We start from the raw sequence: 26,864 nt of genomic DNA, 5'->3' as shown, positions 1-26,864 counted from the left end.
ACTAGCCTCTTTTAACCTTAGTTCCTTCCTTAGTATCAACCAAAACAAAACCTTTTTTAGCAAAAAAGTCCCTAATCTCATCAGCACGTTTAAAATTTTTCTCACATTTAGCTATTCTTCTTTCTTCAATCAAAATTCTCATATTCTCATCAACAACTACATCATGATTTTCTAAATTCTTCAAAATTTCTTCTCTCAAATTAAGTGACATAATCTCATCAAAAATAAACGCTAATTTAAGCTTTGATGCAAAGCCTAGATTTTCAGATTTAATTATCTCCCATAGCAAAGCCAACCCTTGAGGAACATTCAAATCAAAAGAAATTTTTTCTACAAAAGAATCGTAATATTCTTTTTCTGCACTAGAACTAAAATCTTTTAAATCCTTATTAAGCATATTTAAATCAACTGAATCTAAAGATGCATAAAAATAACTTAGTCTGTTTATCATATTTTCTCTAGCAATCTTGCTTGCTTGAAGATTATTTAATGAAAATTTTAATTGATTCCTGTAGTGTGATGTCAAGCACAAATATCTAAAATCAAGAGGAGAAAAATTTTGCTCTTCCAAGTCTTTAACCGTAATAAAATTCCCACGTGATTTTGACATCTTATTGTAATCCATAATTAAAAATTCTCCATGAACAAAAATATCACACCATTTCTTATTCAGAAAGCACTCTACTATTGCTATTTCATTTATGTGATGAACTCCAATATGATCAACTCCTCCTAAATGAATATCAAGCGTATCTTTGAAATACTCCAAATTCATAGCAGCACACTCTAAATGCCAACTTGGATAACCAAATCCCCAAGGAGAATCCCATTTCATTTCCTGATCTTTAAATTTAGAATTAGTAAACCACAAAACAAAATCGGTTTTATTCCTTTTAAATTTGTCAATATCAACTCTGGAAAAAGTCATATCTTTATCAATCAAATCAATGCCAGCCATCTCTCCATAGCTTTTAAAACAAGAAGTATCAAAATATACATTACCATTAGAAAAATAAGTAACTTTTTTTTCTTCAAGAACTTTAATAACCTCTATCATGATGGGAATGTGTTTACTTGCAATAAGGACTTTATCGGGATATACAATGTTTAATTTTCTACAATCCTTAAAAAAAGCTTCCGTAAAAAATTCACTAATCTCATAAACTGTAAGCCCCTTATCTCTTGCAGCCTTAGCAACCTTATCTTCTCCATCATCAAAATCGCCTGTTAAATGCCCAATATCTGTAATATTCATAGCATAATTAACTTTATACTCTAAAAACCTTAAAGTTTTAATTAATAAATCCCCAAAAATATAAGTTCTAAAATTTCCAATGTGCGCATAATTATAAACAGTGGGCCCGCAAGCATACACTTTAACATCATCAAAATTTGTTAACTCTGAAAAATTCTTTGTTCTAGTATTATATAATTTTAAAATCATCCATTTCTCAAAATTGAAAAAATAAAAAGTCTAATCTATTATTAAGTAAGTATGCTTAAAAGCCTAAATAATTTTTTTAAAAAAATCAATATAAAGCCTCAAACAAAAAATCTGATTGACTATACAACATATAAAATTGGAAACATTTCAAAATTATTTCTTATTCCTAAAAATATTCAAGAAGCCGAAAATATTTTTAAAGCAGCAATAGAAGAAAAAATTAAAATATTTATTCTTGGGGGAGGATCCAATATTTTAGTCAATGACGAGAAAGAAATTGATTTCCCGATAATATATACCGGACATCTAAACAGAATAGAAATTCACGACAATAAAATTGTCGCCGAATGTGGTGCAAATTTCGAAAATTTATGTAAAATTGCGCTTGATAACAGCTTAAGTGGCCTAGAATTTATCTATGGACTACCTGGAACACTAGGAGGCGCTGTATGGATGAATGCTAGATGCTTTGGAAATGAAATCTCTGAAATACTAAAAAAAATTACATTTATAAACGAAAAAGGAAAAATTATTTGCAAAGAATTTAAAAAAGAAGACTTTAAGTATAAAATATCGCCTTTTCAAAATAAAAACTTTTTCATATTAAAAATTGAATTGAATTTAAAAAAAGAAAATAAAAAAATTATCGAAGAAAAAATGAATAAAAACAAACAGGCACGAATAAGCAAAGGTCACTATTTATTCCCAAGCGGTGGAAGCACTTTTAAAAACAATAAAGCATTTCTTAAACCCAGCGGACAAATAATTGAAGAGTGCAAACTTAAAGGACTAAGCATTGGGGGCGCTGCGGTCTCTAAATATCATGGAAACTTTATTATCAATATTAACAATGCCACCTCAAATGACGTAAAAAATTTAATTGAAAAAGTAAAAACTGAAGTCTACTCAAAAACTGGGTTTTTACTCGAAGAAGAAGTTCTTTACATAGGATTTAAAAATCAAAAAAGCTAAAAAAGAATATCTTTGATCTCATCATTAATTTTTTGAATCAATTCCTTTGTCCTTAATATCTTATCCTTGCAAGATTTCACCAAAGATGAATATTCTTGAAGAGAATTTATTGCATCTAAATTCATTTTAGAAACTTTAAATTCTTTTAAATCCTGACTAAAGTTATTAAACTTACCGCTAACAAAAAAATGGTTATTAAATATTTCTTTATACATATTCTTAGCATCTCTGATTTTAGTATCGTGAGACAAATACCTTTCTTTAAACTCGCCAATTTCTTTAAAATGCTTAGCAAGAGTAAGATCTACTTTCTCATGTCTTGAAAAATTGCTGTCCACATTATCTTGAATATCCATAAAATTTTTATAAATTGTATCAATCTCCGAATTAATTACCGCAATAATGCCATCAACCGTTTTAAGCTCATCTTTAATAGTTTTAGAATATTTTCCAGAATTAATAGCAAGCTTTCTAATTTCCTCAGCAACAACTGCAAAACTTTTACCCGCATCACCTGCTTTTGCTGCTTCAATTGCTGCATTCATAGCAAGCATATTGGTCTGAGCTGAAATTGAAACTAAAAGTTTATTTGCACTTTGTAAGCTGTTCGTTTGAGACAAAAGATCTGCAAAATTTTTATTCACGTTTTCAAAAACAATATTTAAATCAAAAACTTTACTTTTAATATTTTCAATATCAGCAGAATTTGTAGTAGCAACTTTATTAAAAATTTCTAAATTTTTATCTATACTATAAAAAAAGCTAACATTCTCTTCAAAATTTGAGGAGATTTCTGACATATGCTTATTGTGGTCATTAATAGGATCGGCAACAGATTCAAAACCTTTTGAAATATCAACGATTGACTTTTCAAATCTAGAAAAAGTATCTCTTAGTTGCTCGTAAGCTAAAACGCTAGCATCTATACTCTCAGTATTTAATATAGCAGTTTCTATTTGCTTCAAATAATTATTTAAATCTTCAGAATAAAATTTTATCTTCTCAAAAGATTCGTTACTCTTAGACGACATACTGTCTAGCTTTGAACTAATATAAGAAACAATAGATGAAGAATACTTAACCTCCAAAGGAGAATCGAGACGAAAAGGATCACTTTTTGATTTTTGATAATCAACAATTTTGTTAAAATCATTAATTAATGAAAAAACAAAAGTATTGCACAAATAAAACATAATAGCAAAAGATAGGAATAAAAATATAAAAAATACAATCCAATTTGACTTAAACATAATAGGAATAGAATTGATATTAAAAATTAATCCTTGAATCAATATATCATCGGTTTTTACAAAGTTTAAAAAATAAAAATCACTTCCATAATTAAAAGTATGCTGAGAAACAGAAGAATCTTTTTGGGTATAAGCTATAACTTTACTCAAAACATTCTCGCTATAAACTGTAGAAGAAGATTTGTCCTTAAGATTATTAAAGTTTAAAAAAATGGGCATATAATTTCTATCAAGCATAAAAAAATTATAATTCTTATTGCTAAATTTAAGAGAAGAATACAGCTGATTTTCAATAATATCAAACAACTCATCAAAGCATATTAAAATCCCTATCACACCCAATGTTGCAACAGAATCCCTAACCGGAAAACTTACTATAGAATAAATTTTTCCATCCATTCTCATGTACCTTGAATAATATTTAGAATTTTTTTCTACAGGAACAGAATAAATTGGATCTAATCTAACATCTTTTAATCCCAAAAATGAAAAATTTGAATTTGATATTAAAACATTCTTCCCTATAGGAATATAAAATATGCCTTCGAGTGAATTTTCTGCCACAGGAATAGTTTTAAAAATTTTATCTATAGCGCTAAATTCTCTTGACTTTAAAAACAAATCACTATTTTCATCTAAACTATCACCAAATTTTAAACTTGAAGACAAAAGAAAGCTCTTTGAAGAATTAACCAGTATACCAAACCTATAGCTATCTTTTACAAGCTCTTCAAGAAACTTAGAGGATTCCAAATACTTGGACTTAATAATAGTAGACACACTGTTTAAAAACAAATTAGAATCAAATTTAAAGCGATCCAAATATTCATTTTTATGATTCACATAAGAATATCCTATAAATAAAAAATTAAAAATAAGAAATCCAAATAAAACTAGATAAAGAAATCGTTTGGTATTTTTCAGATTAACATCGATTAAATTCTCATCGGTCATAAAAGTTCTCCAAAAATAACATTAACGTGATTAAAATCTTAAAACAAAACTTTCACCTTCATAAATCATATATAAATAATTACTAATAACAATTAGCAAATTAGACTTTCTTTCTGAATCTTAAAAATTAAATCCCTAAATATTTGCGAATAATTATTTTATTATTTAGTTACATGCATATATAATTATATAATAAAACATGTAGAATACTAAAAATTCAATATTTTAAAATTTTATGAAAAATCAAAATTTTGAGGGGACTTAGTGAAAAAAAAGAAACTTAACTCCAACCTTTTTTATAAATTTAATTTTATAATTCTGGCATATACAATAATAATTATTGCAACAACCTTTTTACTACTAGATCAGGGTTACAAAAAAATTATAACAAAAGAACTTCAAGACTTTACAAAATTCATTAACCAAGCAATGATTAAAAGCTTTTCTGATGAATCTAGAGAAATAATAAAAGCTTTAAGTACATTAACAGCTAGGTATGATTACAAATCTGCAATTCTAAATAACAAAAGTGAAGAACACTTAGTATCTGACAAGATTTTAGTTACACTTCCGTCCTTTATTAAAATAATAGAGTATGCAAACAAAGATGGATACATAATCTCATCAAGTGAAAAAAAAAGAATCGGTCAATATATGAGCTTAAAAGAATTGCTCTTGGGCAAAGCTATAACTACATTTCAAATTTCAATTCTTCACAACAGTTTAGCAAAAATAAATAACAATTTTTATATTCCAATAGCATATAAAATAACAGATTCAAAAAAATCTAATATTGGATATATTATCTTATATGCTGACATTTCAGAAAAAATTGCTGAACTAAAAGAATATCTTTTACTGCTTTTGGAAAATTCGTTACTAGAACAAAATGCAAGCAGCCAAAATTCATCAAAATACTTTAATGTATACATAATAAACAACAGTGGAGATGCATTTGGAGGAAAAGATGAGGTTTTGAAAAACATAAAGCACATATTTGGCTTTAATTTAAAAACATTAACTCAAATATTAAACGCATTATCTCAAGGAAAAGCAAATTACAATACAAGCAATTCAAATGAAATAATCTCCTTAGCAAGAATCGCAACATCTCATTGGTACTTGGGAATAAAAATAGATTATAATAACATATTTTCAAAAGAATTTAAAAATATGAGATTAGTTTCACTTTCCATTATATTTATCTTAGTAATAATTTTTATATTAATAATGATATCAACCATAAAAACTTTAATAATATCAAAAATAGATAAACTTAATGTTGTCATTCCAAAAGTTAAAAACGGCGACTTAACATTTAAAGTCGAATCAAAAGGCAAAGATTCAATAAGTTCAACAATAAATCTTTTTGGTCATTTTATTGAAAATCTAAAAAATGTAATCAATTCTCTACAAGAACGAGTGAAACTGTTGAAAGAAAACGGAGATCATTTATTTAGCGAAATAAACAAAACTCACAATACAATAAAAAATTCAAATCAATACATAGAAAAAACACAAGAAGAAGTAGAAAAACAGGTAGAATTCATATCTAATACAACAAACGTAATTGAAAGTCTTTCAAAAAATATTTCATCTCTTGATAACTCAATTGAAACTCAAGCCGCAAGCGTTGAGCAATCCTCATCAGCTATCGAAGAAATGATAGGAGGAATACAATCAATAACAGAAATAACTCAAAAAGCTGCAAAAAGCACAGAAGAACTAAAAAGATTCTCTGATGATGGGCGAAAAAAACAAGAAGAGGTTATTACTCAAATTAAAGAGATTTTCAAAAACTCAACAAGATTGCAAGAAGCAAACTCTCTAATTTCATCTATAGCTAGTCAAACCAACCTGCTTTCAATGAACGCTGCAATTGAAGCATCTCATGCTGGTGAGGCTGGAAAAGGATTTGCTATTGTTGCAGAAGAAATAAAAGACCTAGCAGAACAAGTAACATCACAATCAGAATCTGTTGCTTCATCAATTAACGAAATAATGGATTCAATAACCAAAACCGTAAATACTTCTGAATTAACAAATAAAGCTTTCAACCAAATATTCGATTCAATAAATCTAGTTGTTCAAGTAATAGAAGAAATAAATCATACAATGCAAGAGCAATCAATAGGTAGTCAAGAAATTTTAAAGGCTTTAAATACAATGAGAGAAATAACATATGAAGTAAAAATTGGCTCAAATGATATGTTTAGAGGCAACAAAGAAATCATTAATACTGTTAAACTATTAGGAGAAATTAATATTACGGTCTCAAGCTCAATGAAAGGTTTAAAAGAAGAGATTAATAAACTAGTAGAAGCAATTGGGCGCATTAAAGTTTTAGGCACTACAAACTCAAGTCATATTTCCGGAATTAGTGAAAGTACAAATCAATTTAAAACTAAATAAAATAGACAAAAAGGAAATAATATGCAAAAAAACCCATTTTATATCACTGAAAAATATCTTAAAAGCCACTTAATGTTATTTCCTATTTTTGCTTATACAAAAAACTTTTTAGATGCTAGTATCGTATCCATTTGGATTTCACTATGCATTATATTACCTGCCTTAATAATTAATCAAATAGAGCTTAAAAACCATAAAAGCCATATATTAGGAATATATCTATTAATAATAGGAATTTTCACTAGCCTAACTTACTTATTTATGCTCTATTTAACACCAACCTTATATAAAGAATTCAAATTTTCAATACCCATTTTAATAGCCATAATAATATCATTTCATAAAAACGAGCCCTTTAAAATCCTAAGAAATCCATCAATGGTAATTAAATACTCTAAAAATCCAATTTTAATTTTCATTACTCTAAGCTCAACAATTTCACTTATTAGAGAAATATTAAACACAGGGAATTTAAAACTTTTTAACAAAGAGATATCAATAATAAAAGAGCTTATAAATGTAAAAATGCCAACTCACAGCTCAAACATTTTTATTGCAGCGTCTTTAATTTTATTATTAATCAAAATATTAACAAGTGTTAAAGAGGAAAAAAATGATTAAAAGTGTTAAAAACCAGATTAAAAATGAAATTAGTACTATAGTTGCTAATCTAGCATTATCAAAAAATATAAAGATAGACAAAATCAATATAAATATTCAAAAACCCCCTAAAAGTGATTTAGGAGATATCTCCATATTAATATTTGAACTTAGCAAAACTTTGCAACTTCCTATTGCAACTATCTCTAAAGAAATAATAAAAACTCTTAAGGCTAAATACGAAATTAAAGCTATGGGGCCTTACTTAAACATTAGAATCTCTAGAAAAGAATATATAAACAATACAATACAAATGGTAAATGCCCAAAAAGATACCTATGGAACAAGCAAATATTTAGACAATAAAAAAATAATATTAGAATTTTCATCACCAAATACAAACAAGCCACTGCATGTGGGACATCTCAGAAATGACGTAATAGGAGAAAGTCTGTCAAGAATATTAAAAGCCTTGGGTGCAAAAATTACGAAAATAAACTTAATAAACGATCGTGGGGTTCACATTTGCAAATCAATGCTTGCATACAAAAAATTTGGAAATGACATTACCCCCGAACAAGCTTTAAAAAAAGGAGACCATTTAATTGGCGATTTTTATGTTAAATACAACGAATACTCTCAAGACAATGAAAATGCTGAAAAAGAAATTCAAGATCTACTCCTAAAATGGGAACAAAAAGATGCAAGTACAATTGAACTTTGGGAAAAGCTAAATAAATGGGCAATTGAAGGAATAAAAGAAACATACAAAACTACAAACATCTCATTTGATAAAATTTACCTTGAAAGTGAAATTTTTGAAATTGGAAAAAATGTCGTGTTAGAAGGACTTGAAAAAGGACTTTGTTATAAACGAGAAGACGGCGCAATATGCATTGATTTGCCCTTAGATTCGGATGAAAAAGTAGAAACTAAAGTAAAACAAAAAGTACTAATAAGATCAAACGGAACATCTATCTATCTTACCCAAGATTTAGGAAACATAGCAGTTAGAACAAAAGAGTTTAATTTTGAAGAAATGATTTATGTAGTTGGAAGCGAACAAATTCAGCATTTCAAAAGTTTATTTTTTGTATCAGAAAAATTGGGAATTTCTAAAAATAAAAAACTTATTCATTTGTCACACGGAATGGTCAATCTTATTGATGGCAAAATGAAATCAAGAGAAGGCAATGTAATTGATGGGGATAATTTAATCTTAGACCTAACCGAATCAATAATGCCTGAAATTACACAAAAAATTGAAAATAAAGAAAATGCTAAAAAAAACGCTTTAAATATTGCACTAGGAGCAATTCACTATTATCTACTAAAATCAGCTGTACATAAGGACATTGTATTTAACAAAAAAGAAAGCCTATCTTTTACAGGAAATTCTGGACCATATATCCAATACGTTGGAGCAAGAATTAATAGCATTCTTGAAAAATATAATGCACTTTCAATTCCCATAACGGAAAAAATCAATCTTGAACTTTTAAAACATGAAAAAGAGTGGGAAATTATTAAAATAATATCAGAATTAGAAGAAAATATAATCAAATCAGCAAAAGATTTAAACCCTTCAATACTTGCCAGCTATTCATACTCGCTTGCAAAGCATTTTAGCGCATACTATCAAGAAGTTAAAGTAATAGACATAAACAATACTGATTTGACAGCCGCAAGAATCGAATTTTTAAAAGCTATATTACAAACAATAAAAAATTGCATGTACCTGCTCAATATTCCTTATATGTTAAAAATGTAGACAAGAAAATGATACAAAATCTTCTTGTCTAATATCCGTTTAAATCTAGGTCACTTTTACTAAAAATTAATCTTATTTTATCTTCATACTTTTGAGATATATAATATCTTTTCAACTTAAGAGTATTGGTAAGCTCTTCACCAATTGAAAAAGAATCCTGAAGTAAAACAAAGCCTACTATTTTTTCAAAATTCTTAAAACCTAATTTGGTATTAATAGTATCTGAGATATGCTTAGAATAAAGTTTGTTAACATCCTCATTAACTAATAAATCACTCCTAGAAGAATAAGACACCCCACTAGAGTTTGCCCACTTTTCAAGATTATCAAAATTAGGCACAATAATGGCTCCTAAAAATTTTTGATCCTGACCAACAATCATAATATTTTCAATAAATAAAGATTTACCTAAAACTCTCTCAAGGGGCTCAGGCTCAATATTTTCTCCTCCTCTGAGAACAATTGTATCTTTGCTTCTACCAACAATTGAAATTTCATTATTAATTGTCAATCTAACTAAATCCCCAGTGTTAAACCAACCATCTTCTGTTAAAACTTCACTGGTTTTAGCCTTATCCTTAAAGTAACCGCTCATTATTTGCGGTGACTTTACCCAAAGCTCACCCTTCTCTCCATAAGACAAAACTTTTCCATCAATTCCAACTACTTTGTATTCAACATCTGGCAAAATAGGCCCTACAGTTCTTGCTACGGGCCCCTTGAGACGCCTAACACTTAAAATAGGACCCGTTTCGGTAAGACCATAACCTTCAAGAACTTTAATTCCTACAGCCTTAAAAAAATAATCAACATAATCAACCAACGCCCCCCCACCAGAAACGCCAAATTCAAAATTTTGTCCAAGGGCATTTTTTATTTTTCTAAATACCAAAATATCACCTAATAATTTAACAGGGAAAATTAAAACAATCCCACCAAATAAAAATAATTTTGAAAAAAGCACAATAAACAAATTTGATTTTTTATAAACAGGTGAAAAACCTAAAAATTTTTCCTTAAACTTTGCATAAACAATTCCAGTTTTTAAAAATCCTCCAAACAGAAGTTTCTTAATCAAAGATTCTGAAACTTTTTTAATAATACCTATTCTTATGCCTTCCCAAATTCTAGGCACAGAAATAATCATCTGGGGATTTAAAAGTAAAAAATCTTTTAACAAAACCGGACCTATGGGCTTTGAATATGCAATTGCTATACCCTTTAAAGCAACTATATACTCACAAGCCCTCTCAAAAGAATGCCAAAGGGGAAGAATAGAAATCATTATCTTGCCGGGCTTAAGTGTTGGAAGATAATCATAAAGTCTGTCCAATTGAAAAATAAAAGATTCATGTCTCAACATTACTCCCTTTGGCATGCCCGTTGTACCAGAAGTATATATTATAGTTGCAATATCTTTTGAAGAACCTTTTTCAATCTCCATATCAAATGATTTTGGATTAGCCCTTAAATACTCAGCTCCAAGCTCTAGTAATTTTTTGTAAGAAAATACGGTAATATTACCCATTTTTTCTTCATAAGATTTATCATTATCAATAACAACAATACATCTCACCAATCTAAGATCATGTTTTTTGGATAAAACTTTTTGGAGCTGTTTATTATTTTCAACAAAAATAAAAGTAGATTCGGAATGGTTAATAATATAAGCTAATTCATCCTCAGAAGAATCATTTCCCCTGGGAACATCAACACAGCCCAACCCCAAAGTAGCAACGTCAATTATTATCCATTCCCTTCTAGAATCAGAAATAATTACAACCTTCTCTCCCCTTTTAATGCCATAATGCAAAAGCCCAGAAGCAACTCTTTTTACCTCATTCCAAAAATCAGCGTATATTTGCTTCTTAAAACTTTTAGACTCCCCTTCCTTATATAGAAAAATATCAAGCTCACTATAAAGAGCCACCACCTCTTTAAAACGTTTAGGCACAGTATCTCTCATAAATCCCCCTCAAATCAATTTACAATTAATTTAAAAAAAGCAACAGACTACTAACAATAATATTATAAAAACTATGTATAAAAATCATATAATATACATTTTTATACCTTAAATAAGCAAAAGCAAAAAATATTCCTAATATAAATGTAACCAAAAATCCCGAAATTCCATAATATAAATGCCCATAAGCAAAAAACATACTACTGAGAAAAACGGTAACTACAACAGGAAATCCCATTTGTGTAAACTTGGTAATAACAAAAGCCCTGTAAAACAACTCTTCAAAAGCTCCTGTAAAAAAAGAGGTAAAAATCATTAAAAACAATGCTGTTTTACTGCTAATTTTCCAATTAAATCCAACATTGTCTTGAAAATAATAGGTAAATACCCATTCTGGCAACAGATATTCAAGTAAAAAAGCTATTGAAAAAATGAATATCATTGCAATCAATATTGTTTTAATAAAAATTAAAACAGATTCCCAAATAAAAATAAATTTAAATTTAGGAATAAAATACTCTACTCTAAAATCATCATAAGAACTGGTAAGTTTAAAAAAATAAATTATAAAAATAATTAAAAAAGATCTTGAAATCCAAAAATAAAAATGGTTTTTATTAACATTCCAAAATTCTGAATTAACATTTTCAAAAGGAGAAGCAAGATAAATAACGACATAGACCAAAAAAAGATCGAGCAAAGCTCGTTTGAATGAATATTTATTTTTTAACAATTGCATAAAGTATTGTAATTAAATAATTATTAATTGTCAATGAATGATTATTGATTGATTAATCAAAACAAATTAAAATTCAAGAGATAATTATTCATAAATAAAAAATGGAAATATTATAAATGATTTTAATATTTATCCTTATTTCAATTAATTTATCAATTCAATATTATTTAAAACTTAATTTGATTTATTTTAACACAATATTAGCATTATTTTTTATAATAAAAAATAACAAACACTTGGCATTTAGTTTTGTTTTTTGCACAATATCGCTATTAAGTTTTCAAGCTAGATTAAATTTTAAAACATTTAAAAAAAATATTTATCAAATAACAAACATTAAGAATTTAAAAAAAGATTCAAAAACCATTATCGAAGCAATTGACAATAAAGCAAATACATACAAATTCAACTTCAAAAATATTGAAAATATTTACAAAATCGGAGATACAATTAAAATTGAAAACCAAAAAATAAAACTTATCAAAAGACCCTTTTTTGCCAAGCTTAGAGAAAAATATACAAACACTTTAAATAATTTTTTTGCCGCATTAAATCCTAGTTATTCCCATTTTTCAAAAACAATAATTTTGAATATCAAATCAGAAATAATAAAATATGAAAAAACATTATTTCAAAATGCAGGCATTGCTCACATTTTGGTAGTGTCTGGACTACATTTTTATCTAATAAGTTTAATAACTTACTATTTACTTTTAATAATCACAAATGAAAAATTAAAATACTTGATACTAAGCATAATTTTATTAAATTATCTAATATTAACTGGATTTACACCCTCAACACTAAGAGCATTTCTAATGACAGAATCTCTTATAATATACAAACTAATTTATGGCAAGATTAATTTAATAAGCTGCATATCTATTAGTTTTATAATAAATGCCATTGCATTGCCCGAAACACTAAATTCAATAGGATTTCAGCTCTCCTATCTTGCAACAATAGGAATATCAGCATCGGTTTATCTAAAAAATAGATACAATCTTAACAAGTTAACATCATCAATGCTTACAACATTTTTTATTCAAATATTCACCTCACCGGTAATTTATGTTAACAATTTTGATCTAGCACCAATCTCAGTATTGTCAAACTTAATAATTATTCCATTAACATTAATTTTCTTAGCAATAACAATATTAAGTTTAATAACTTACTTTTCAAGCTTGAATTTATTTTTTCTATTTGACCTTATAAATGCCTACATATTCCAAACGATAAAAATTACAGCAACATTTTTTAGCAAATTCTTTATAGTCAAGCAGCACCAAATACCTATATTTTTAACATTAAGTATTCTCCTTATAACTTGCATTATTTACAATAACGAAACTAAAAAAATCAAAATAATTTAAAATAGCTGTCAAATAAAGAATAATATGCTATTATCTCTTTTATCTATGAATATCAACTATAACAGTATAATTAGCATAAAACAAACATTAAAAGAAAAAAAAATAGCTCCAAGAAAATTGTGGGGACAAAACTATCTAATCAATGAAAACATAAGGCAAAAAATAATAGAAAGCTTGGATATAAAAGAAAATGAAAAAATCTGGGAAATTGGTCCAGGCCTTGGCGCAATGACTGATATTTTATTAAAAAAAACCAATCTTTTAACCGCATTTGAAATTGACTTAAAATATTCAGAAATATTAAATGAAAAATTTGGAAAATTTAAAAACTTTAAATTGATAAAAGGAGATTTTTTAAAAAAATACACAAGCGAAAATAAAGATATTGATAAAATATTTTCAAATTTACCATACAACATTGCATCAAAAGTAATATCTAAATTAATTGAAGAAAATTTTTTAAAAGAAATGGTACTCACAGTGCAAAAAGAATTGGCCGACAGAATAACTGCAAAAATAAATAGCAAAAACTATTCTTCATTTACAGTCTTAGTACAATCACACTTCACAGTAATTAAAATAATAGACATAGGAGAAAACAATTTTTATCCTGCACCTAAAGTTAAATCTACAACACTAAAACTAATTCCTAAAAAAAACAATATAAAAGACTTCAAAGCATTCAACAAATTAATTAGAACTGTATTCTCAAGCAGAAGAAAGAAATTAAAAAACACTATTATTAATTTCATTGTAAATAAAGATACTCTAAGAGAAAATTTTTTAAAAGAATATTTAGACAAAAGACCTGAAAACATTTCTGTTGAAGAATTCATACAAATTTCCAACATTTTAACTGCCTATCATTAAAGCACTTGCAAATACAATTTCTTCAACAGAACAACCCCTTGAAAGATCACTAATAGGCTTGGAAAAACCTTGCAAAAAAGGACCGTAGGCCTTAGCAAAAGCAAATCTCTCTACTAATTTATAACCAATGTTCCCAGAATCTAAATTAGGAAATATTAAAACATTCGCAGAACCCGCTACCAAAGACTCTCTGCATTTTTTCTCTGCAACACTTTTAATTATAGCTGAATCAAGTTGAAGCTCCCCATCAATAAGCAAATCACTCTCTTTATTCTTAACAATATTTAAAGCATTCTTTACTTTTTCAGTTTCCCTAGCATTGGAAGATCCCTTTGTTGAAAAACTTAAAAGAGCTACCTTAGGCTCTGCATTTAAAATATCTTTAAAAGATTTAGCACTTTGCAATGCAATTTCTGCAAGCTCTAAAGAATTGGGATTTACCACTACAGAACAATCTGCAAAAAATAAAATTCCATTATGTCCAAAACAAAAATCAACATTACGAGCAATACTTGAAGTATCCATAATCATAAAAGATGATACAATCTTAACATCATCCAACTTAGGAATTATTCTCAAAGCATTAGACAAAACCTTAGCAGAAGTTGAAATGGCGCCACAAACACAAGACTTGGCATAACCAAGTCTTACCATAAGCATAGCAAAAGTAATTTCATCTAAAACTTGAGTTTTTAAACTTTGCTTTGTAGCTCCAACTCCCTTTAGCTTCAGCAAACTCAAATATTCATCCAAATACATTTCAATGTCTGGAAAAGAATTAGGATCAACAACCTCTATTCTTTCTAAAATATTATTACAATTAGAAAATTCTTTTAAAGAATTAATAACTGGATCTTTTTTACCTATTAAAATAATTGAATTCGCAAGGTTTCTTTGCAAAATAACAACAGCTGCCTTCAAAACTCTAGAATCACCACTTTCGGGGAAAACTACACTGGCTTTATACTTATTCTCTTTTACAAATATTTTTGCCTTCTTGAAAACATAATCTTTTAAACAAAACACTTTATAAAAAATAAAAACACAAATTTATAAACACATAAAAAAGGATATTTTTAAATAAAAAAATCTTTTTTCATGCATAATTTCCAATTATAAAAGTTAAATATTTCTTAAAGAATTTTTAAAATTTCTTGTACAATTTTAGCTGAATTAAAAGCAGCTAATTTTAAAAATTTACTATATTCAACTTCATTTCCTTTTTTATTTACAATGTCAGATATGGACCTAATAATTATAAAAGGTACATTAAACATATGAGAAACATGCCCTATCGCTGCACCTTCCATCTCAACAGCTATTACATCTTTAAAGTTTCCTAAAATTTTGTTCATATAAGCTGGGTCAATAAACTGATCTCCTGAGACTATTAATCCTGAATATGCATTAGAATCTTTAATCTTGGATTTAACGGCCTCTCTAGCTTTATTAACCAAATTTTTATTGGCAATAAATTTTTGAGGCAATCCCTCAAGCTGACCCACCTTGTATCCAAATTTAGTCAAATCAACATCATGATATGCAACCTCTGAAGACACTACCACATCCCCTACTTTAATATTTTTGTATTTATCACTAACAAAACCCCCAGCAATTCCAGAATTAATCACATGACTTATATTGTATTTTGACAAAAGATAACTAGTAAACACACCCGCATTAACCTTGCCAACCCCACAAACAATAACCATAACATTGCGATTAGACAGCTTCCCCTTTAAAACCTTTTTATTAAGACCATACTCCTTAAGAACTATTTCTTCCTTATTAGACATAAGCTTACTTATCTGCTCAAATTCAGAGTCCATAGCAGTTACTATTAAAACATTGATGTTTTTAGAAAAAGCAAAATAGCCGTTTGTAAAAACTAATAAAAAAAGAAAAAATCTTATAATAAAATGATTCATAAACTCACACCCCTATAATAAAAAACATTTATATCATTTTTTACAGAAAAAATCAAAAATGGGTGAATTTTGAAAGAATTTTTATAAAAGGTATTGAAAAAAACTATCCTATACGTATTACAATATTAATAGCTTACTCAAAAGAGGGGGAAACTGAATGAAAAAAATGAATCTGGTAACAGCTGCTCTACCCTATGTTAACAACATTCCTCATCTTGGAAATTTAGTACAAGTATTATCAGCCGATGCTTTTGCTAGATATTCAAAAATGTCAGGAATTGAAACTCTTTATATCTGCGGAACAGATGAATATGGAACAGCCACAGAAACCAAAGCATTAATTGAAAAAACTACCCCTTTAGAACTTTGCAATAAATATTATGAAATACATAAATCAATTTACAAATGGTTTAATATTGAATTTGATGTCTTTGGTCGCACAACCAACAAGCATCATCAAGAGATTGTACAAAATTTTTTCCTAAAATTAGAAAAAAATGGTTATATAAAAGAGCGAGAAACTGAACAGTTTTTTTGCAACAAAGATTCAATATTCTTGGCTGATAGATATGTAATAGGAGAATGCCCAGAATGCCAAAGCATAGCTAAAGGGGATCAGTGTGACAACTGCTCTAAGCTTTTAAATCCAATAGACCTAATAAATCCAAAATGTATAATTTGTAAAAACAAACCTATCTTGAAAAAAACCAATCATCTTTATATAGATCTTCCCAAAATAAAAACAAAACTTGAAAAATGGATAAAAAATCCAACTACTAGTAAGAATTGGAATACCAATGCCCTTAAAATGACAAAGGCTTTTTTAAGAGATGGTCTTAAAGAAAGAGCAATTACAAGAGATTTAAAATGGGGAATTCCTGTACCTAAAAAAGGTTATGAAAATAAAGTATTTTATGTCTGGTTTGATGCCCCAATAGGATATATTTCAATTACCAAAAACATTGTTAAAAATTGGGAATCTTGGTGGAAAAATAATGAGCATGTAAATCTTGTACAATTTATTGGGAAAGACAATATATTGTTTCATACAATTATATTCCCCTGCATAGAAATTGGAAGTAAAGAAAACTGGACAATATTAAACCAGCTCTCATCAAGCGAATACTTAAATTACGAAAATCTTAAATTTTCAAAATCGGAAGGAACAGGAATTTTTGGAAACGATGCTATTACCACAGGAATCCCTTCTGATGTTTGGCGATTTTATATCTACTACAACAGACCTGAAAAATCTGATTTTCAATTTATGTGGCAAGATTTTATGGAAAGAGTGAATACAGAGCTTATTGATAATTTTTCAAACCTTGTAAACAGAGTATTAACATTCCAAAAAAAATTCTTTGGAGATGTTGTAGAAACAATAGAAATGCAAAATAAATTTTGGAAACAAATAACACCAGAATATAATAAAATACTAAATCTTTTTAAAAAGACAGAACTAAAATCTGCGCTAAAAGAAATACTTAAAATTTCGTCCCTCGGAAACAAAATATTTCAAGATAACGAACCGTGGAAAAGAAAAGACAGCTTTCCGCAAGAAACAAAAGAGCTAATCTCAAACTTAATATACTTAATCAGAGACTTGTCTATTTTAATGATGCCATTCATTCCCGAAACAAGCAAAAAGATACAACAATTCTTTGGCAACAGCTATCAATTTTCTACCAAAATTCTTGGAACTAAATCGGGAATTAAAAAAATCGAATTTACAGAAATATTGTTCAATAAACTAGAGCAAAAAAAAATCAACAATTTAAAACTAAAATATTCAGGAGAGAAAAATATGCAAGAAAAAGAACAACCGGAAAACTTATTTAGAGAAAAAGTGCTCTTAAAAGTTGTGAAAATAAACAAAATAGAAAGAAATCCCGAGGCTAAAAACTTATTCATATTAAAAGTAGATGACGGAACTAATGGGGACAAACAAATAGTTAGCAGCCTTGAAGGGCATTACAAAGAAGAAGAGCTTCTAGGAAAACATATAATAATAGTAGATAATTTAAAGCCTGCAAAGTTCCGAGGAATAAAATCTGAAGGAATGCTAATAGCTGCTGAGGATAAAAATAAAAATTTTAAAGTTATAATTGTAGAAGATTCAATAAAAAATCCTATTGTTGGGGAGAGAATAATACTTGAAAGCGATCAAAATAAAGATCTTATCTGCCCACCTAAAATTGACATAAATAAATTTTCAAAAGCTAATATAGTAACAGAAAATGGAGAGCTTAAAATAAACGGAATAAACTTAATATTAGAACATTCTAAGAACAAAATCTTATCTAAAGATATTCCAAACGGAATAGTTTGCTAAGAGCTATTAATGACTATTGAAAAAATAAAAACAAAAGAAATGGAAGAAAATTATCTTCAAAGCGAACTGTGGGCATTAATAAAAACAACAAAAAACAATAATTGGAAAACCATAGCATTTAAAAGTGATGTTCTTGGCAAAATTGTTGTAATGCAAAGAAGACTATTTAAAAATTTTTACTTAGCATACATTCCGCATCCAGAATTTTCAAACAAAACTATTGAGAACACTAATATTGACAAGATAAGCGAAAATATTAAGGAATTTAGCACAAAAATAAAACCCTACTTACATAAAAATACAATTTTTTTAAGATTTGATTTAATGTATTACTATCAAAGAACACTAAATGATAAATATTCTCCACTAAAAATTAAAATCAAATATCTAAAAAAATCATTTGATGACATACAGCCTTCAAACACAACAATATTAAACTTAAATAATTCTCTTGAAAATATTTTGCTTAATATGAAAAAAAAAACAAGATACAACATAAAGCTCAGTGCAAAAAAAAATCTAAATATAATAATAGATGATAAATTCAAACATTTAAATGAATTTTACAAACTCTACAAAGAAACTAGCAAAAGAGATAAATTTACTATCCACTCAGAAGAATATATCCAAAACCTCATTAAAATATTCAAACAAGATAAAAATGCTCAAATAAAATTAATAATTGCATTTTACAACAACATAATTGTTTCTGGCATAATAGTGGGAATTTACAAAGAAAAAGCGGTTTATCTTTACGGAGCTTCCAGCAACGAATATAGAAATTTAATGCCTAATTACGCAGTGCAATTTAAAGCAATACAAATTTTAAAAAAACTAGGAATAAAAGAATATGATTTATTAGGAATCCCCCCAACTGCAAATAAAAAACATCCCTTATCTGGTCTTTTTGCTTTTAAAACAGGATTTGGGGGAAATATTATTCACAGAATTGGCTGTTATGATTTTACTTACAAAAATTTTATTTACAAGATTTATGCAAATCTTGAAAAACTCAGATACTTTTATTACAAAGTAATAAGGAAAAAAATTTAACCAAGCATATTAACTAAATTTTTAAATTGCAGACCTCTATCAAACTCATTATTAAAAAACTCAAAAGAAGCACTGGCGGGGGAAAATAACACAATGTCACCTGGACTTGAAATCTTGAGAGCATAATTTACTGCACCTTTTAAAGAATCAAACACAAAATATTGTATGCTACTTTTTTCTAGAATCTTAATAATTTTTACAGTTGCACTACCTTGTATCAAGATCCAAGTTTTCACACAATTTATAATCTTGCTAAAGCTTGAAAAATCAAGCTCTTTATCAGTTCCTCCAACAATTAAGTTAATATGATTATCATTTGTTTTCAAACTTTTAACAGATAAAACCGTAGAATCAGGAATAGTTGAAGCTGTATCATTATAAAACATTACATTTTGAACTAATTTAACAAACTCTAATCTATGCTCAATGCCTTTAAAATTATTTAAAATCTGAAACGTATGATCAAGGTCTATATTTAAATAATACGAAACAAAAAAAGCAATAAGCTTGGGAATCATAAAAACAACTTGTGACTCAGAAAAACTTCCAATCAATTTGTTATTGAAATATACTTTACCTTTATCGCAATAAAAAACATCTAAATCAAAATCACAAGGATTAAATTCGGAAAATAAAATAACTTTGGCTTTTGATTCAAATTTTGAAAAATATTTGTAATAAGCCTTATCCTGAATAATTACAATTCCTGAAGTTTGGTTTACAAAAATTTTTGACTTATCGGCAATATAGTCATCAAAATTCAAATAATAATTTTGGTGATCGTTATAAACATTTGTTACAATGCTAAGAATAGGATTAAAATTCTCTAAAGATTGCAACTGCCAAGAAGAAAGCTCTAAAATTAAAGGAGATCTTCCATCAAGTTGATCAAAAAAACTCAAAGGAGATACACCAATATTACCCCCAAGCTTTGCTCTTGGGTATTTCTTTTTCAAAACCTGATACAAAAGAGACACAAGAGTCGATTTGCCCTTAGTGCCTGTTACTGCAATTATAGGATTCTTGTTGAATATCAAAAATAAACTAATATCCGTTTCAACTCGTTTTGCAAACTTTAAATATTTATTATTGGGCTTCACACTTGGATTTTTCACCACAATATCAGCTTTTTTAAAATCGTTTGCATCGTGTTTGCCTAAAACATACCTAATTTGATCATCAAAATCTCTCAAAGAATCAATACTTAAAGCTAATTCTGCTTCACTTTTAAGGTCAGTAATTACTACCCTTGCACCATGCTTTAATAAAAATCTAGAAAGAGCTACTCCTCCTCCATTAAGACCTAAGCCCATGACTAAAAAATTTAAACCTTTAATTTCGTCTAAACGCACAATAAGATTATATCAAACCTCCCAACCTGTTTTAATAGATTTAATCCACCTTTCACTATAAAAATAAGGAAGTGAAATAGCAAGTTTGATTGCATCCTCAAGAGCTGGAATAAAAACAATAATTTCAAAAGGAAAATTTGTATAATTTGCTAAAACAAAAGCAATAGGAATAGTGTAAACAAACGTTACAGAACCTTCCATAATAGCACCAAAACTTGGAGATGCTCCTGCACGAAAAAATCCAAAAAGATATTGAAAAGCAAGAGCCATAAAAAAGGCAGAAACAGAAGAATACCTTAAAATAATTCCTGTAAGGTGCGAATATTTTAATGTATAAAAAATATAAGGAGCAAAAAATGAAAACACAAACAATGCAAAAGATGTTAAAAACGCAAGTTTTAAGCCAATTCTACCTAAATAAATTGCAACTTTCATAATTTCTTTTTTACTATTATGCATTTCATAGCCCATCATAATATTTAAAGAAATACAAAAAGAATTAATTATATTAAAGATAATAAAATAAACAGAAAAAGATATGCTGTAAGCAGCATATCTATGAGTATCAATTCCTATAAAAATTGACGTCAATACAAGATAGCCAAAAAACCAAATAAAATCATTTAAAAGAATTGGAATAAAAAATTTAATTAACTGAACAAACAACTTAACATTAATATTTAAATCATCAAGCTTAAAGTGCAAAATTGAATTCTTGTTAAATACCGTATAGAAAAGATAAATAATAAGCTCTAAGGTGCGAATAACTGTTGTTGCAATAGCAGCTCCAACTACACCCATATGAAAAACAAAAATAAAAATATAATTTAATATTAGATTTAAAAGCACTGAAAAAATAGAAATGTAAACTTGAAATTTAACAATCTCAACAACTTTAAGAGCATTAGCAACAAGCCCTTTTATGATTGCAAATACAAAAGAAAAAATAGCTATGTTTAAATAAATTGCGCCATAATAAACCGCCTGCACATCACTAGAGATCAATCTAAGTAAAAAAAAAGGGTTCACTCTAGAAATCAATATAAACGGGAAAGAAAATAAAATAATAGTTAATATACTAATAAAAAATGTATTTTTAAAACTCTTGAAATCGCCCTGATTGTATTGTCTTGTAGCGATTATATTGTAAGCTCCTACCATAGCAAACCCAATAGTAACAAACAGTTCAAAAAATTTATTTGCAAGAGAAACTCCTGCAACAGGATAGTCGCCAAGATATGCAACCATAGCGTTATCTGTAAGAGAAATAAAGTTAAATAAAAAAAACTCAATAGCGGTTGGAATTGCAATTTTTAAAAGATCTTTATAAATTTTATCTTTTTTTGATGCACTTAATGAATACATAAACTTCTCCGAATAAAAAATCAAGATTTTTGCAAAGACGAATACTAAAATACTACAATAAAACAAAAGGAATTGCTTTTAAATCAGTATAATCAGAATGAATTTCAGATTTATCAAGATCATTTAAAATTTTTATTAATACTTAATATATCACGCTACCTTATGCTCAATCAAGCTCTTCATAATCAATCTCTCGTATCCAATCATCATGAAAAAATTCAATTATGATAAATATATTTTTAATAATCTCTTCCGCATTTACAATAAAAACCACTATTGGCAAACTTAAATTTGTATAAAACACTAATAAATACGCAACTGGAAGCGTATAAAAAACAATTACACCTGATTCAATAAAAAAACAAACATTTGGTATACCACTGGCCCTAAAAACTCCAACAAGAACTTGCGCCGTAAAAGCTTTAAAAACTACAATACTTGCAAAAACATAAATAAATACACTAACAAGTTTGGGGGAATTTAAATTACTAAAAATATAAGGTGCAAAGCTTGATATTCCAATAAGCAAAATAACTACAAAAATGCCTAAAAGAAATCCTAAAAAAGATAAAAAAAATCCAACCGATCTAACATGTTTCTTATCATAAACCATTAAATGCCCAATAACAACACCTGTTGCAAGCCCCATACCATGAAGCAATACAAAACAAATGTCAAAAAGATTTGATGCAATAGCAAATGCAGCGTATTCAATACTCCCAACACGAGCATAAAATGCATGTAAAATAGTTATACCTAAGACCCAAAAAATCTCATGAGACAAAACGGGTATAATCAGCTTTAAATTGGCTTTAGTAACTATCTTTGAAGCAAAAAAATCGCTAAACTTAATCCGATAATATGAATTATTGCTTATCAGACTATATGAAAAATAAAAAACAAATTCAACAATTCTAGCAAGCACAGTAGCATATGCAGCACCTTTTATTCCCATGCCAAAACCAAAAATGAAAATATAATTAAAAACAATATTTATTAAAACAACAATAGAAGTAACATATAAAGGTATTTTTACTTCCTTGGCACTCTTGAACCCCATAGCCGATAAAAAAGAATATGCCATTAATACATAAGACCATGAAATAATTTTTAAATACTCTGATCCAAAATTTAAAGAATTTTGATTAGTTGTAAATAGCTTGATAATGTTTTTTGGGAAAAAAAATGAAAATATAAAAAAAATTATTCCTATTGTAGTTCCAATTGACAATATATAAGCAAAAGATTGTCTTATTTGAAGAAACTTCTTTTTTGCAATTGCTTGGGACACGTAAGCGCTTAAAGCTGTACCAAGTCCAAATACAATAATAAAAAAAAGAAAAGTTACTCTATTTGCTAAAGAAACTCCAGTAACGTGAAAAGAACCTAAATAGGAGATCATAAAATTATCAAAAAAAGTTACCATTTGAAATAAAAGCGATTCAAAAGCCGTAGGAATAGCTATAATAAATAGCTCTTTTATTATTTGATCATAATTTTTAAACTTTTTGATCATACTCCCTGTGCACACTCTCCTTTATTTATTACTTTTAATTAAATTAAACCCAATCTAGAATATACATATATTTAGAATTAACTATTTATTATACTAAAATATATTATAATTAAATAATATGAAATCAATCTATGTTTTATTACTTCTATTTATTAACCTATCTTTATTAGCAAACAACATTTCAAAAAAAGATTTAACAATACTGCTTAAGATTACCAAAACAATGAATGAACAGCACAAAAATTTTATTGAAAAAAATCCTATTCAGTTCTTAAAAGAAATAAAACCTTTAGTAGATGCAGAAAAAAACAATCTTTTAACTTTAATAAATAAAAAAATACCAATTCCTGCAGACTATAAAGTACCTGATCTAGTAAATGTTAATGATTTTAAAGATCTTAAGAATCTTGGAGCAAAAAATCTCAAGGCAAGACGAATCTTAATCGAAGACTTAATTCAACTAGTAAAAGATGCAAAAAAATTTGGAATTGAGATTAAAATCAAATCCGCTTACAGAACACAAGAATACCAAAAATTTTTATTTGATTACAATGTAAAAACTTACGGCAGAAAAGTTGCAGAAAATCAATCAGCAATTCCAGGCCATTCTCAACATCATATGGGAACAGCAATAGATTTTATAAATCTAGATGATAATTTACTAAACACAAAAGAAGGAAAATGGCTTTACGAAAATTCTCTAAAATATGGATTTTCTCTTTCATACCCAAAAGGATACGAAATAAAAACTGGATATAAAGCAGAGCCTTGGCACTACTTATACATAGGACCTAAGCCGTGCTTTATTCAGAAAAAATATTTTAATAATTTACAATATAAGCTTCTTGAATTTTGGAATCAAAATAAAACAAATCTTATTAGCCTAATTGAAAAATACGCAAACTAAATACTTCTTCCGGCATTCAAATAAGAACAAAAAAGATTTTCTAGTAAATCAATATCAAGCTTATCGTAAGCAGAATTATCATGAAAAAATAAGTCGAGTTCTTCTCTAATCAAGACTATGACATCTCTATCATCAACAAAATTAGATATTTTTAATTTTAAATATCCTGCTTGCTCAAGCCCAAATAAATTACCAGGTCCTCTTAACCTTAAATCCTCCTCTGCTATTTTAAATCCATCTAAATTTTCTTTTATGGTTTTTAGTCGAAATTTTCCAGTACTTGTCAAAGGTTCTTTATAAAGTAAAAAGAAAAAAGATCGCAAATTACTTCTACCAACTCGACCTCTAATTTGGTGTAAAGTAGAAAGTCCAAAACGCTCAGCATGCTCTACAACCATACAAGTTGCATTTGGACAATCAATTCCAACTTCAATAACACTAGTAGCAACCAAAATATCTACTTTTTTCGAATAAAAATTTTTCATAATTTCCTCTTTCAAATCAGATGGCAACTTAGAATGAAGCATGTCGACAACATATTCGCTAAACACTTCCTTCAATTTTAAACACATATTATTAACATCTTTTAATTCAAATTTTTCTGAAGATGAAATTAATGGATAAACAAAATAAACCTGATGACCCTTTATGAGCTCTTTTTTTAAAAACTCATAAACTTTATCTTCATTGCCATGTTTTGCTAAATAAGTAGTAATAGGCAAACGACCCTTGGGCAAGGTTTTAATAAGCGAAACTTCAAGATCACCAAAAAGTGTTAACGCAAAGCTTCTAGGAATAGGTGTTGCAGACATTAAAAGCATGTCCACTCCTTCTCCTTTATTTTTAAGTTCTTCTCTTTGGACAACTCCAAATTTATGCTGTTCGTCAATGATAACATATGCCAATCTTTTAAATTCTGTACTTTCGTAAAAAATAGCATGTGTTCCTATTATTAAACCAGAAGTTCCACTTTTAATGCTTTCTAACGCTTGCTCCTTATCCTTCTTTTTTAAACTACCAGTCAAAAGAGTCACTGAAACATTAAAAGACGACAATATGTTGGATAAATTATCATAATGTTGACGAGCCAAAAGATCAGTAGGAGCCATAAATGCCACCTGATACCCAGCTTCAATTAAAGGAATCCCTGAAAGCAAAGCAACAAGGGTTTTGCCACTTCCAACATCACCTTGAAGCAATCTATTCATTGGCTTAGAAGAGCTAAGATCAGAGAATATCTCATCAATAGAAACTTTTTGATCTTCTGTAAGTTCAAAAGGCAAGCTTGAGACAACCCTTTCAAGCAAATCTTTTGATAAATGTTTTTTTTCTCGGAAAAGAACCTTAGAAGATCTATACCTTGAAAAAAACTGAAGTAAGAAAATTTCTCTGTAAATTAAAGTTTTTTTCGCCTTTTCAAGCATTTCTAATGAACTTGGAAAGTGAATCTCTTTTAAAGCCTCGCTCAACGATAACAAAGAATACTTTTCTATTAAAAATTTAGGAACATCTGTTTGCCCAAACTTAAAAAAATATTCAAGGGCTTCTTTTACATATAATGAAATCTTCTTTGATGTCAATCCTTCTGTTAAAGAATAAACCGGGAGAATTTTTTTAAACCTTTCGGGATTATCACTAAAAACTTCACTGTCAAAATTAGAACAACTCCATAAACCACTATAATCGTTGTAAGTAAATTTAGAATAAATATAGAATTTTTTATCTATTTTAAAAACATTTTCTAAAAAAGCCCTATTGAAAAGTAAAATTTCAAAAGGTTCATCATTTACACTTCTAGCCGTTAACTTCAAATTTTTTTTAGAACTATCCCCAAATTTTTTATGCCCCACAACAGTGAACACCGTCATCATATCACAACTTTTCACCTTAGAAAAATCCGGAAAAGTTTGTATATTTTGACGATCCTCATATTTTACAGGAAAAAACTCAATAAGATCTTTAACATTTAAAATTTGCAGATTATTTAACCTTTCAACCCCTTTCTCACCAAGACCAACTATACCTTTAAGCTCATATTCAAACTCATGTAAAAACAT

General features: G+C 27.9%; 19 protein-coding genes. 9 read left to right on the top strand and 10 right to left on the bottom strand.

Annotated features, from left to right (window positions below; genetic code table 11):
* Window position 1: 1 nt before the first annotated feature.
* The gene (locus QIA27_RS03510) at window positions 2–1,444 is read right to left on the bottom strand and encodes a cysteine--tRNA ligase (RefSeq protein ID WP_301403609.1); all 1,443 of its coding nucleotides are present in this window, start codon (window positions 1,442–1,444) and stop codon (window positions 2–4) included.
* Window positions 1,445–1,495: 51 nt separating this feature from the next.
* Here QIA27_RS03510 and murB point away from each other — a divergent pair, with 51 nt between their 5' ends.
* A complete protein-coding gene (murB, locus tag QIA27_RS03505) occupies window positions 1,496–2,416 on the top strand; it encodes a UDP-N-acetylmuramate dehydrogenase (RefSeq protein ID WP_301403608.1) in 921 nt (306 codons plus the stop codon).
* Here the strand turns inward: murB and QIA27_RS03500 are convergent.
* Window positions 2,413–4,620, bottom strand: coding sequence for a methyl-accepting chemotaxis protein (locus tag QIA27_RS03500; RefSeq protein ID WP_301403607.1), 2,208 nt, complete (start codon window positions 4,618–4,620; stop codon window positions 2,413–2,415). The genes murB and QIA27_RS03500 overlap by 4 nt on opposite strands.
* Window positions 4,621–4,884: 264 nt before the next feature.
* On the opposite strand from QIA27_RS03500, the gene QIA27_RS03495 reads away from it, so the two are divergent.
* The 3 genes from QIA27_RS03495 to argS are packed head-to-tail and all read left to right on the top strand — an operon-like array spanning window position 4,885 to window position 9,403.
* Window positions 4,885–7,032 carry a methyl-accepting chemotaxis protein gene (locus QIA27_RS03495; RefSeq protein WP_301353897.1) on the top strand — a complete coding sequence of 716 codons (2,148 nt, stop codon included), beginning with the start codon at window positions 4,885–4,887 and terminating at the stop codon, window positions 7,030–7,032.
* 21 nt (window positions 7,033–7,053) lie between these two features.
* Complete coding sequence (locus QIA27_RS03490) at window positions 7,054–7,653, top strand: hypothetical protein (protein WP_301353895.1); 600 nt, start codon at window positions 7,054–7,056, stop codon at window positions 7,651–7,653.
* Window positions 7,646–9,403, top strand: a complete 1,758-nt coding sequence (gene argS / locus QIA27_RS03485; protein WP_301403606.1) for an arginine--tRNA ligase — start codon at window positions 7,646–7,648, stop codon at window positions 9,401–9,403. Before QIA27_RS03490 ends, argS begins: the two co-directional genes overlap by 8 nt.
* Window positions 9,404–9,431: 28 nt before the next feature.
* Here the strand turns inward: argS and QIA27_RS03480 are convergent, their stop codons facing one another.
* Window positions 9,432–11,369 (bottom strand): AMP-binding protein, encoded by a 1,938-nt coding sequence (locus QIA27_RS03480; protein ID WP_301353893.1) that lies wholly within the window; start codon window positions 11,367–11,369, stop codon window positions 9,432–9,434.
* A gap of 25 nt (window positions 11,370–11,394) precedes the next feature.
* Window positions 11,395–12,108: a CPBP family intramembrane glutamic endopeptidase gene (locus tag QIA27_RS03475; RefSeq protein ID WP_301353892.1), complete on the bottom strand. Its 714-nt coding sequence runs from the start codon at window positions 12,106–12,108 to the stop codon at window positions 11,395–11,397.
* Between the two features lie 116 nt (window positions 12,109–12,224).
* Between QIA27_RS03475 and QIA27_RS03470 the strand changes: the two genes are divergently transcribed.
* The gene (locus QIA27_RS03470) at window positions 12,225–13,484 is read left to right on the top strand and encodes a ComEC/Rec2 family competence protein (protein WP_301403605.1); all 1,260 of its coding nucleotides are present in this window, start codon (window positions 12,225–12,227) and stop codon (window positions 13,482–13,484) included.
* A gap of 24 nt (window positions 13,485–13,508) precedes the next feature.
* Window positions 13,509–14,354 (top strand): 16S rRNA (adenine(1518)-N(6)/adenine(1519)-N(6))-dimethyltransferase RsmA, encoded by an 846-nt coding sequence (rsmA, locus tag QIA27_RS03465; RefSeq protein ID WP_301403604.1) that lies wholly within the window; start codon window positions 13,509–13,511, stop codon window positions 14,352–14,354.
* On the opposite strand, the gene pta is transcribed toward rsmA, so the two are convergent.
* Together pta and QIA27_RS03455 are read right to left on the bottom strand one after the other, a co-directional pair.
* Window positions 14,337–15,380: a phosphate acetyltransferase gene (gene pta, locus QIA27_RS03460; RefSeq protein ID WP_301403603.1), complete on the bottom strand. Its 1,044-nt coding sequence runs from the start codon at window positions 15,378–15,380 to the stop codon at window positions 14,337–14,339. The genes rsmA and pta overlap by 18 nt on opposite strands.
* A gap of 107 nt (window positions 15,381–15,487) precedes the next feature.
* A complete protein-coding gene (locus QIA27_RS03455) occupies window positions 15,488–16,282 on the bottom strand; it encodes a 5'-methylthioadenosine/adenosylhomocysteine nucleosidase (protein ID WP_301353885.1) in 795 nt (264 codons plus the stop codon).
* A gap of 157 nt (window positions 16,283–16,439) precedes the next feature.
* On the opposite strand from QIA27_RS03455, the gene metG reads away from it, so the two are divergent.
* Together metG and QIA27_RS03445 are read left to right on the top strand one after the other, a co-directional pair.
* Window positions 16,440–18,614 carry a methionine--tRNA ligase gene (gene metG, locus QIA27_RS03450; RefSeq protein ID WP_301403602.1) on the top strand — a complete coding sequence of 725 codons (2,175 nt, stop codon included), beginning with the start codon at window positions 16,440–16,442 and terminating at the stop codon, window positions 18,612–18,614.
* A 9-nt stretch (window positions 18,615–18,623) separates the two neighbouring features.
* Window positions 18,624–19,667, top strand: coding sequence for a lipid II:glycine glycyltransferase FemX (locus tag QIA27_RS03445; protein ID WP_301403601.1), 1,044 nt, complete (start codon window positions 18,624–18,626; stop codon window positions 19,665–19,667).
* Here QIA27_RS03445 and murD read toward each other — a convergent pair.
* The 3 genes from murD to QIA27_RS03430 form a co-directional block, all read right to left on the bottom strand.
* Entirely contained in the window at window positions 19,664–21,019 is a 1,356-nt protein-coding gene (murD, locus tag QIA27_RS03440; protein ID WP_301353881.1) for a UDP-N-acetylmuramoyl-L-alanine--D-glutamate ligase, read from the bottom strand. The genes QIA27_RS03445 and murD overlap by 4 nt on opposite strands.
* 12 nt (window positions 21,020–21,031) lie before the next feature.
* Window positions 21,032–22,384: an MATE family efflux transporter gene (locus tag QIA27_RS03435; protein WP_301386450.1), complete on the bottom strand. Its 1,353-nt coding sequence runs from the start codon at window positions 22,382–22,384 to the stop codon at window positions 21,032–21,034.
* Between the two features lie 166 nt (window positions 22,385–22,550).
* Window positions 22,551–23,900 (bottom strand): MATE family efflux transporter, encoded by a 1,350-nt coding sequence (locus QIA27_RS03430; protein ID WP_301353875.1) that lies wholly within the window; start codon window positions 23,898–23,900, stop codon window positions 22,551–22,553.
* Window positions 23,901–24,018: 118 nt separating this feature from the next.
* Here QIA27_RS03430 and QIA27_RS03425 point away from each other — a divergent pair, with 118 nt between their 5' ends.
* Window positions 24,019–24,807, top strand: coding sequence for a M15 family metallopeptidase (locus QIA27_RS03425; RefSeq protein ID WP_301353873.1), 789 nt, complete (start codon window positions 24,019–24,021; stop codon window positions 24,805–24,807).
* Here QIA27_RS03425 and recG read toward each other — a convergent pair.
* Window positions 24,804–26,864, bottom strand: coding sequence for an ATP-dependent DNA helicase RecG (gene recG, locus QIA27_RS03420; protein WP_301353872.1), 2,061 nt, complete (start codon window positions 26,862–26,864; stop codon window positions 24,804–24,806). The two genes, QIA27_RS03425 and recG, sit on opposite strands and share 4 nt — an antisense overlap.

Origin of the sequence: [Borrelia] tanukii, assembly GCF_030439725.2 — a bacterium.
Lineage (GTDB): Bacteria > Spirochaetota > Spirochaetia > Borreliales > Borreliaceae > Borreliella > Borreliella tanukii.
Note: the sequence above shows the minus strand (reverse complement) of the source record. Positions and strands in the feature narration are given on the sequence as shown.

Excerpts from the sequence above, each read along its gene's own strand:
- QIA27_RS03510 (WP_301403609.1), bottom strand. The coding sequence starts at position 1,444 with ATGATTTTAAAATTATATAATACTAGAACAAAGAATTTTTCAGAGTTA.
- murB (WP_301403608.1), top strand. The coding sequence starts at position 1,496 with ATGCTTAAAAGCCTAAATAATTTTTTTAAAAAAATCAATATAAAGCCT.
- QIA27_RS03500 (WP_301403607.1), bottom strand. The coding sequence starts at position 4,620 with ATGACCGATGAGAATTTAATCGATGTTAATCTGAAAAATACCAAACGA.
- QIA27_RS03490 (WP_301353895.1), top strand. The coding sequence starts at position 7,054 with ATGCAAAAAAACCCATTTTATATCACTGAAAAATATCTTAAAAGCCAC.
- argS (WP_301403606.1), top strand. The coding sequence starts at position 7,646 with ATGATTAAAAGTGTTAAAAACCAGATTAAAAATGAAATTAGTACTATA.
- QIA27_RS03480 (WP_301353893.1), bottom strand. The coding sequence starts at position 11,369 with ATGAGAGATACTGTGCCTAAACGTTTTAAAGAGGTGGTGGCTCTTTAT.
- QIA27_RS03475 (WP_301353892.1), bottom strand. The coding sequence starts at position 12,108 with ATGCAATTGTTAAAAAATAAATATTCATTCAAACGAGCTTTGCTCGAT.
- QIA27_RS03470 (WP_301403605.1), top strand. The coding sequence starts at position 12,225 with ATGATTTTAATATTTATCCTTATTTCAATTAATTTATCAATTCAATAT.
- rsmA (WP_301403604.1), top strand. The coding sequence starts at position 13,509 with ATGCTATTATCTCTTTTATCTATGAATATCAACTATAACAGTATAATT.
- QIA27_RS03455 (WP_301353885.1), bottom strand. The coding sequence starts at position 16,282 with ATGAATCATTTTATTATAAGATTTTTTCTTTTTTTATTAGTTTTTACA.
- metG (WP_301403602.1), top strand. The coding sequence starts at position 16,440 with ATGAAAAAAATGAATCTGGTAACAGCTGCTCTACCCTATGTTAACAAC.
- QIA27_RS03445 (WP_301403601.1), top strand. The coding sequence starts at position 18,624 with ATGACTATTGAAAAAATAAAAACAAAAGAAATGGAAGAAAATTATCTT.
- QIA27_RS03435 (WP_301386450.1), bottom strand. The coding sequence starts at position 22,384 with ATGTATTCATTAAGTGCATCAAAAAAAGATAAAATTTATAAAGATCTT.
- QIA27_RS03430 (WP_301353875.1), bottom strand. The coding sequence starts at position 23,900 with ATGATCAAAAAGTTTAAAAATTATGATCAAATAATAAAAGAGCTATTT.
- QIA27_RS03425 (WP_301353873.1), top strand. The coding sequence starts at position 24,019 with ATGAAATCAATCTATGTTTTATTACTTCTATTTATTAACCTATCTTTA.
- recG (WP_301353872.1), bottom strand. The coding sequence starts at position 26,864 with ATGTTTTTACATGAGTTTGAATATGAGCTTAAAGGTATAGTTGGTCTT.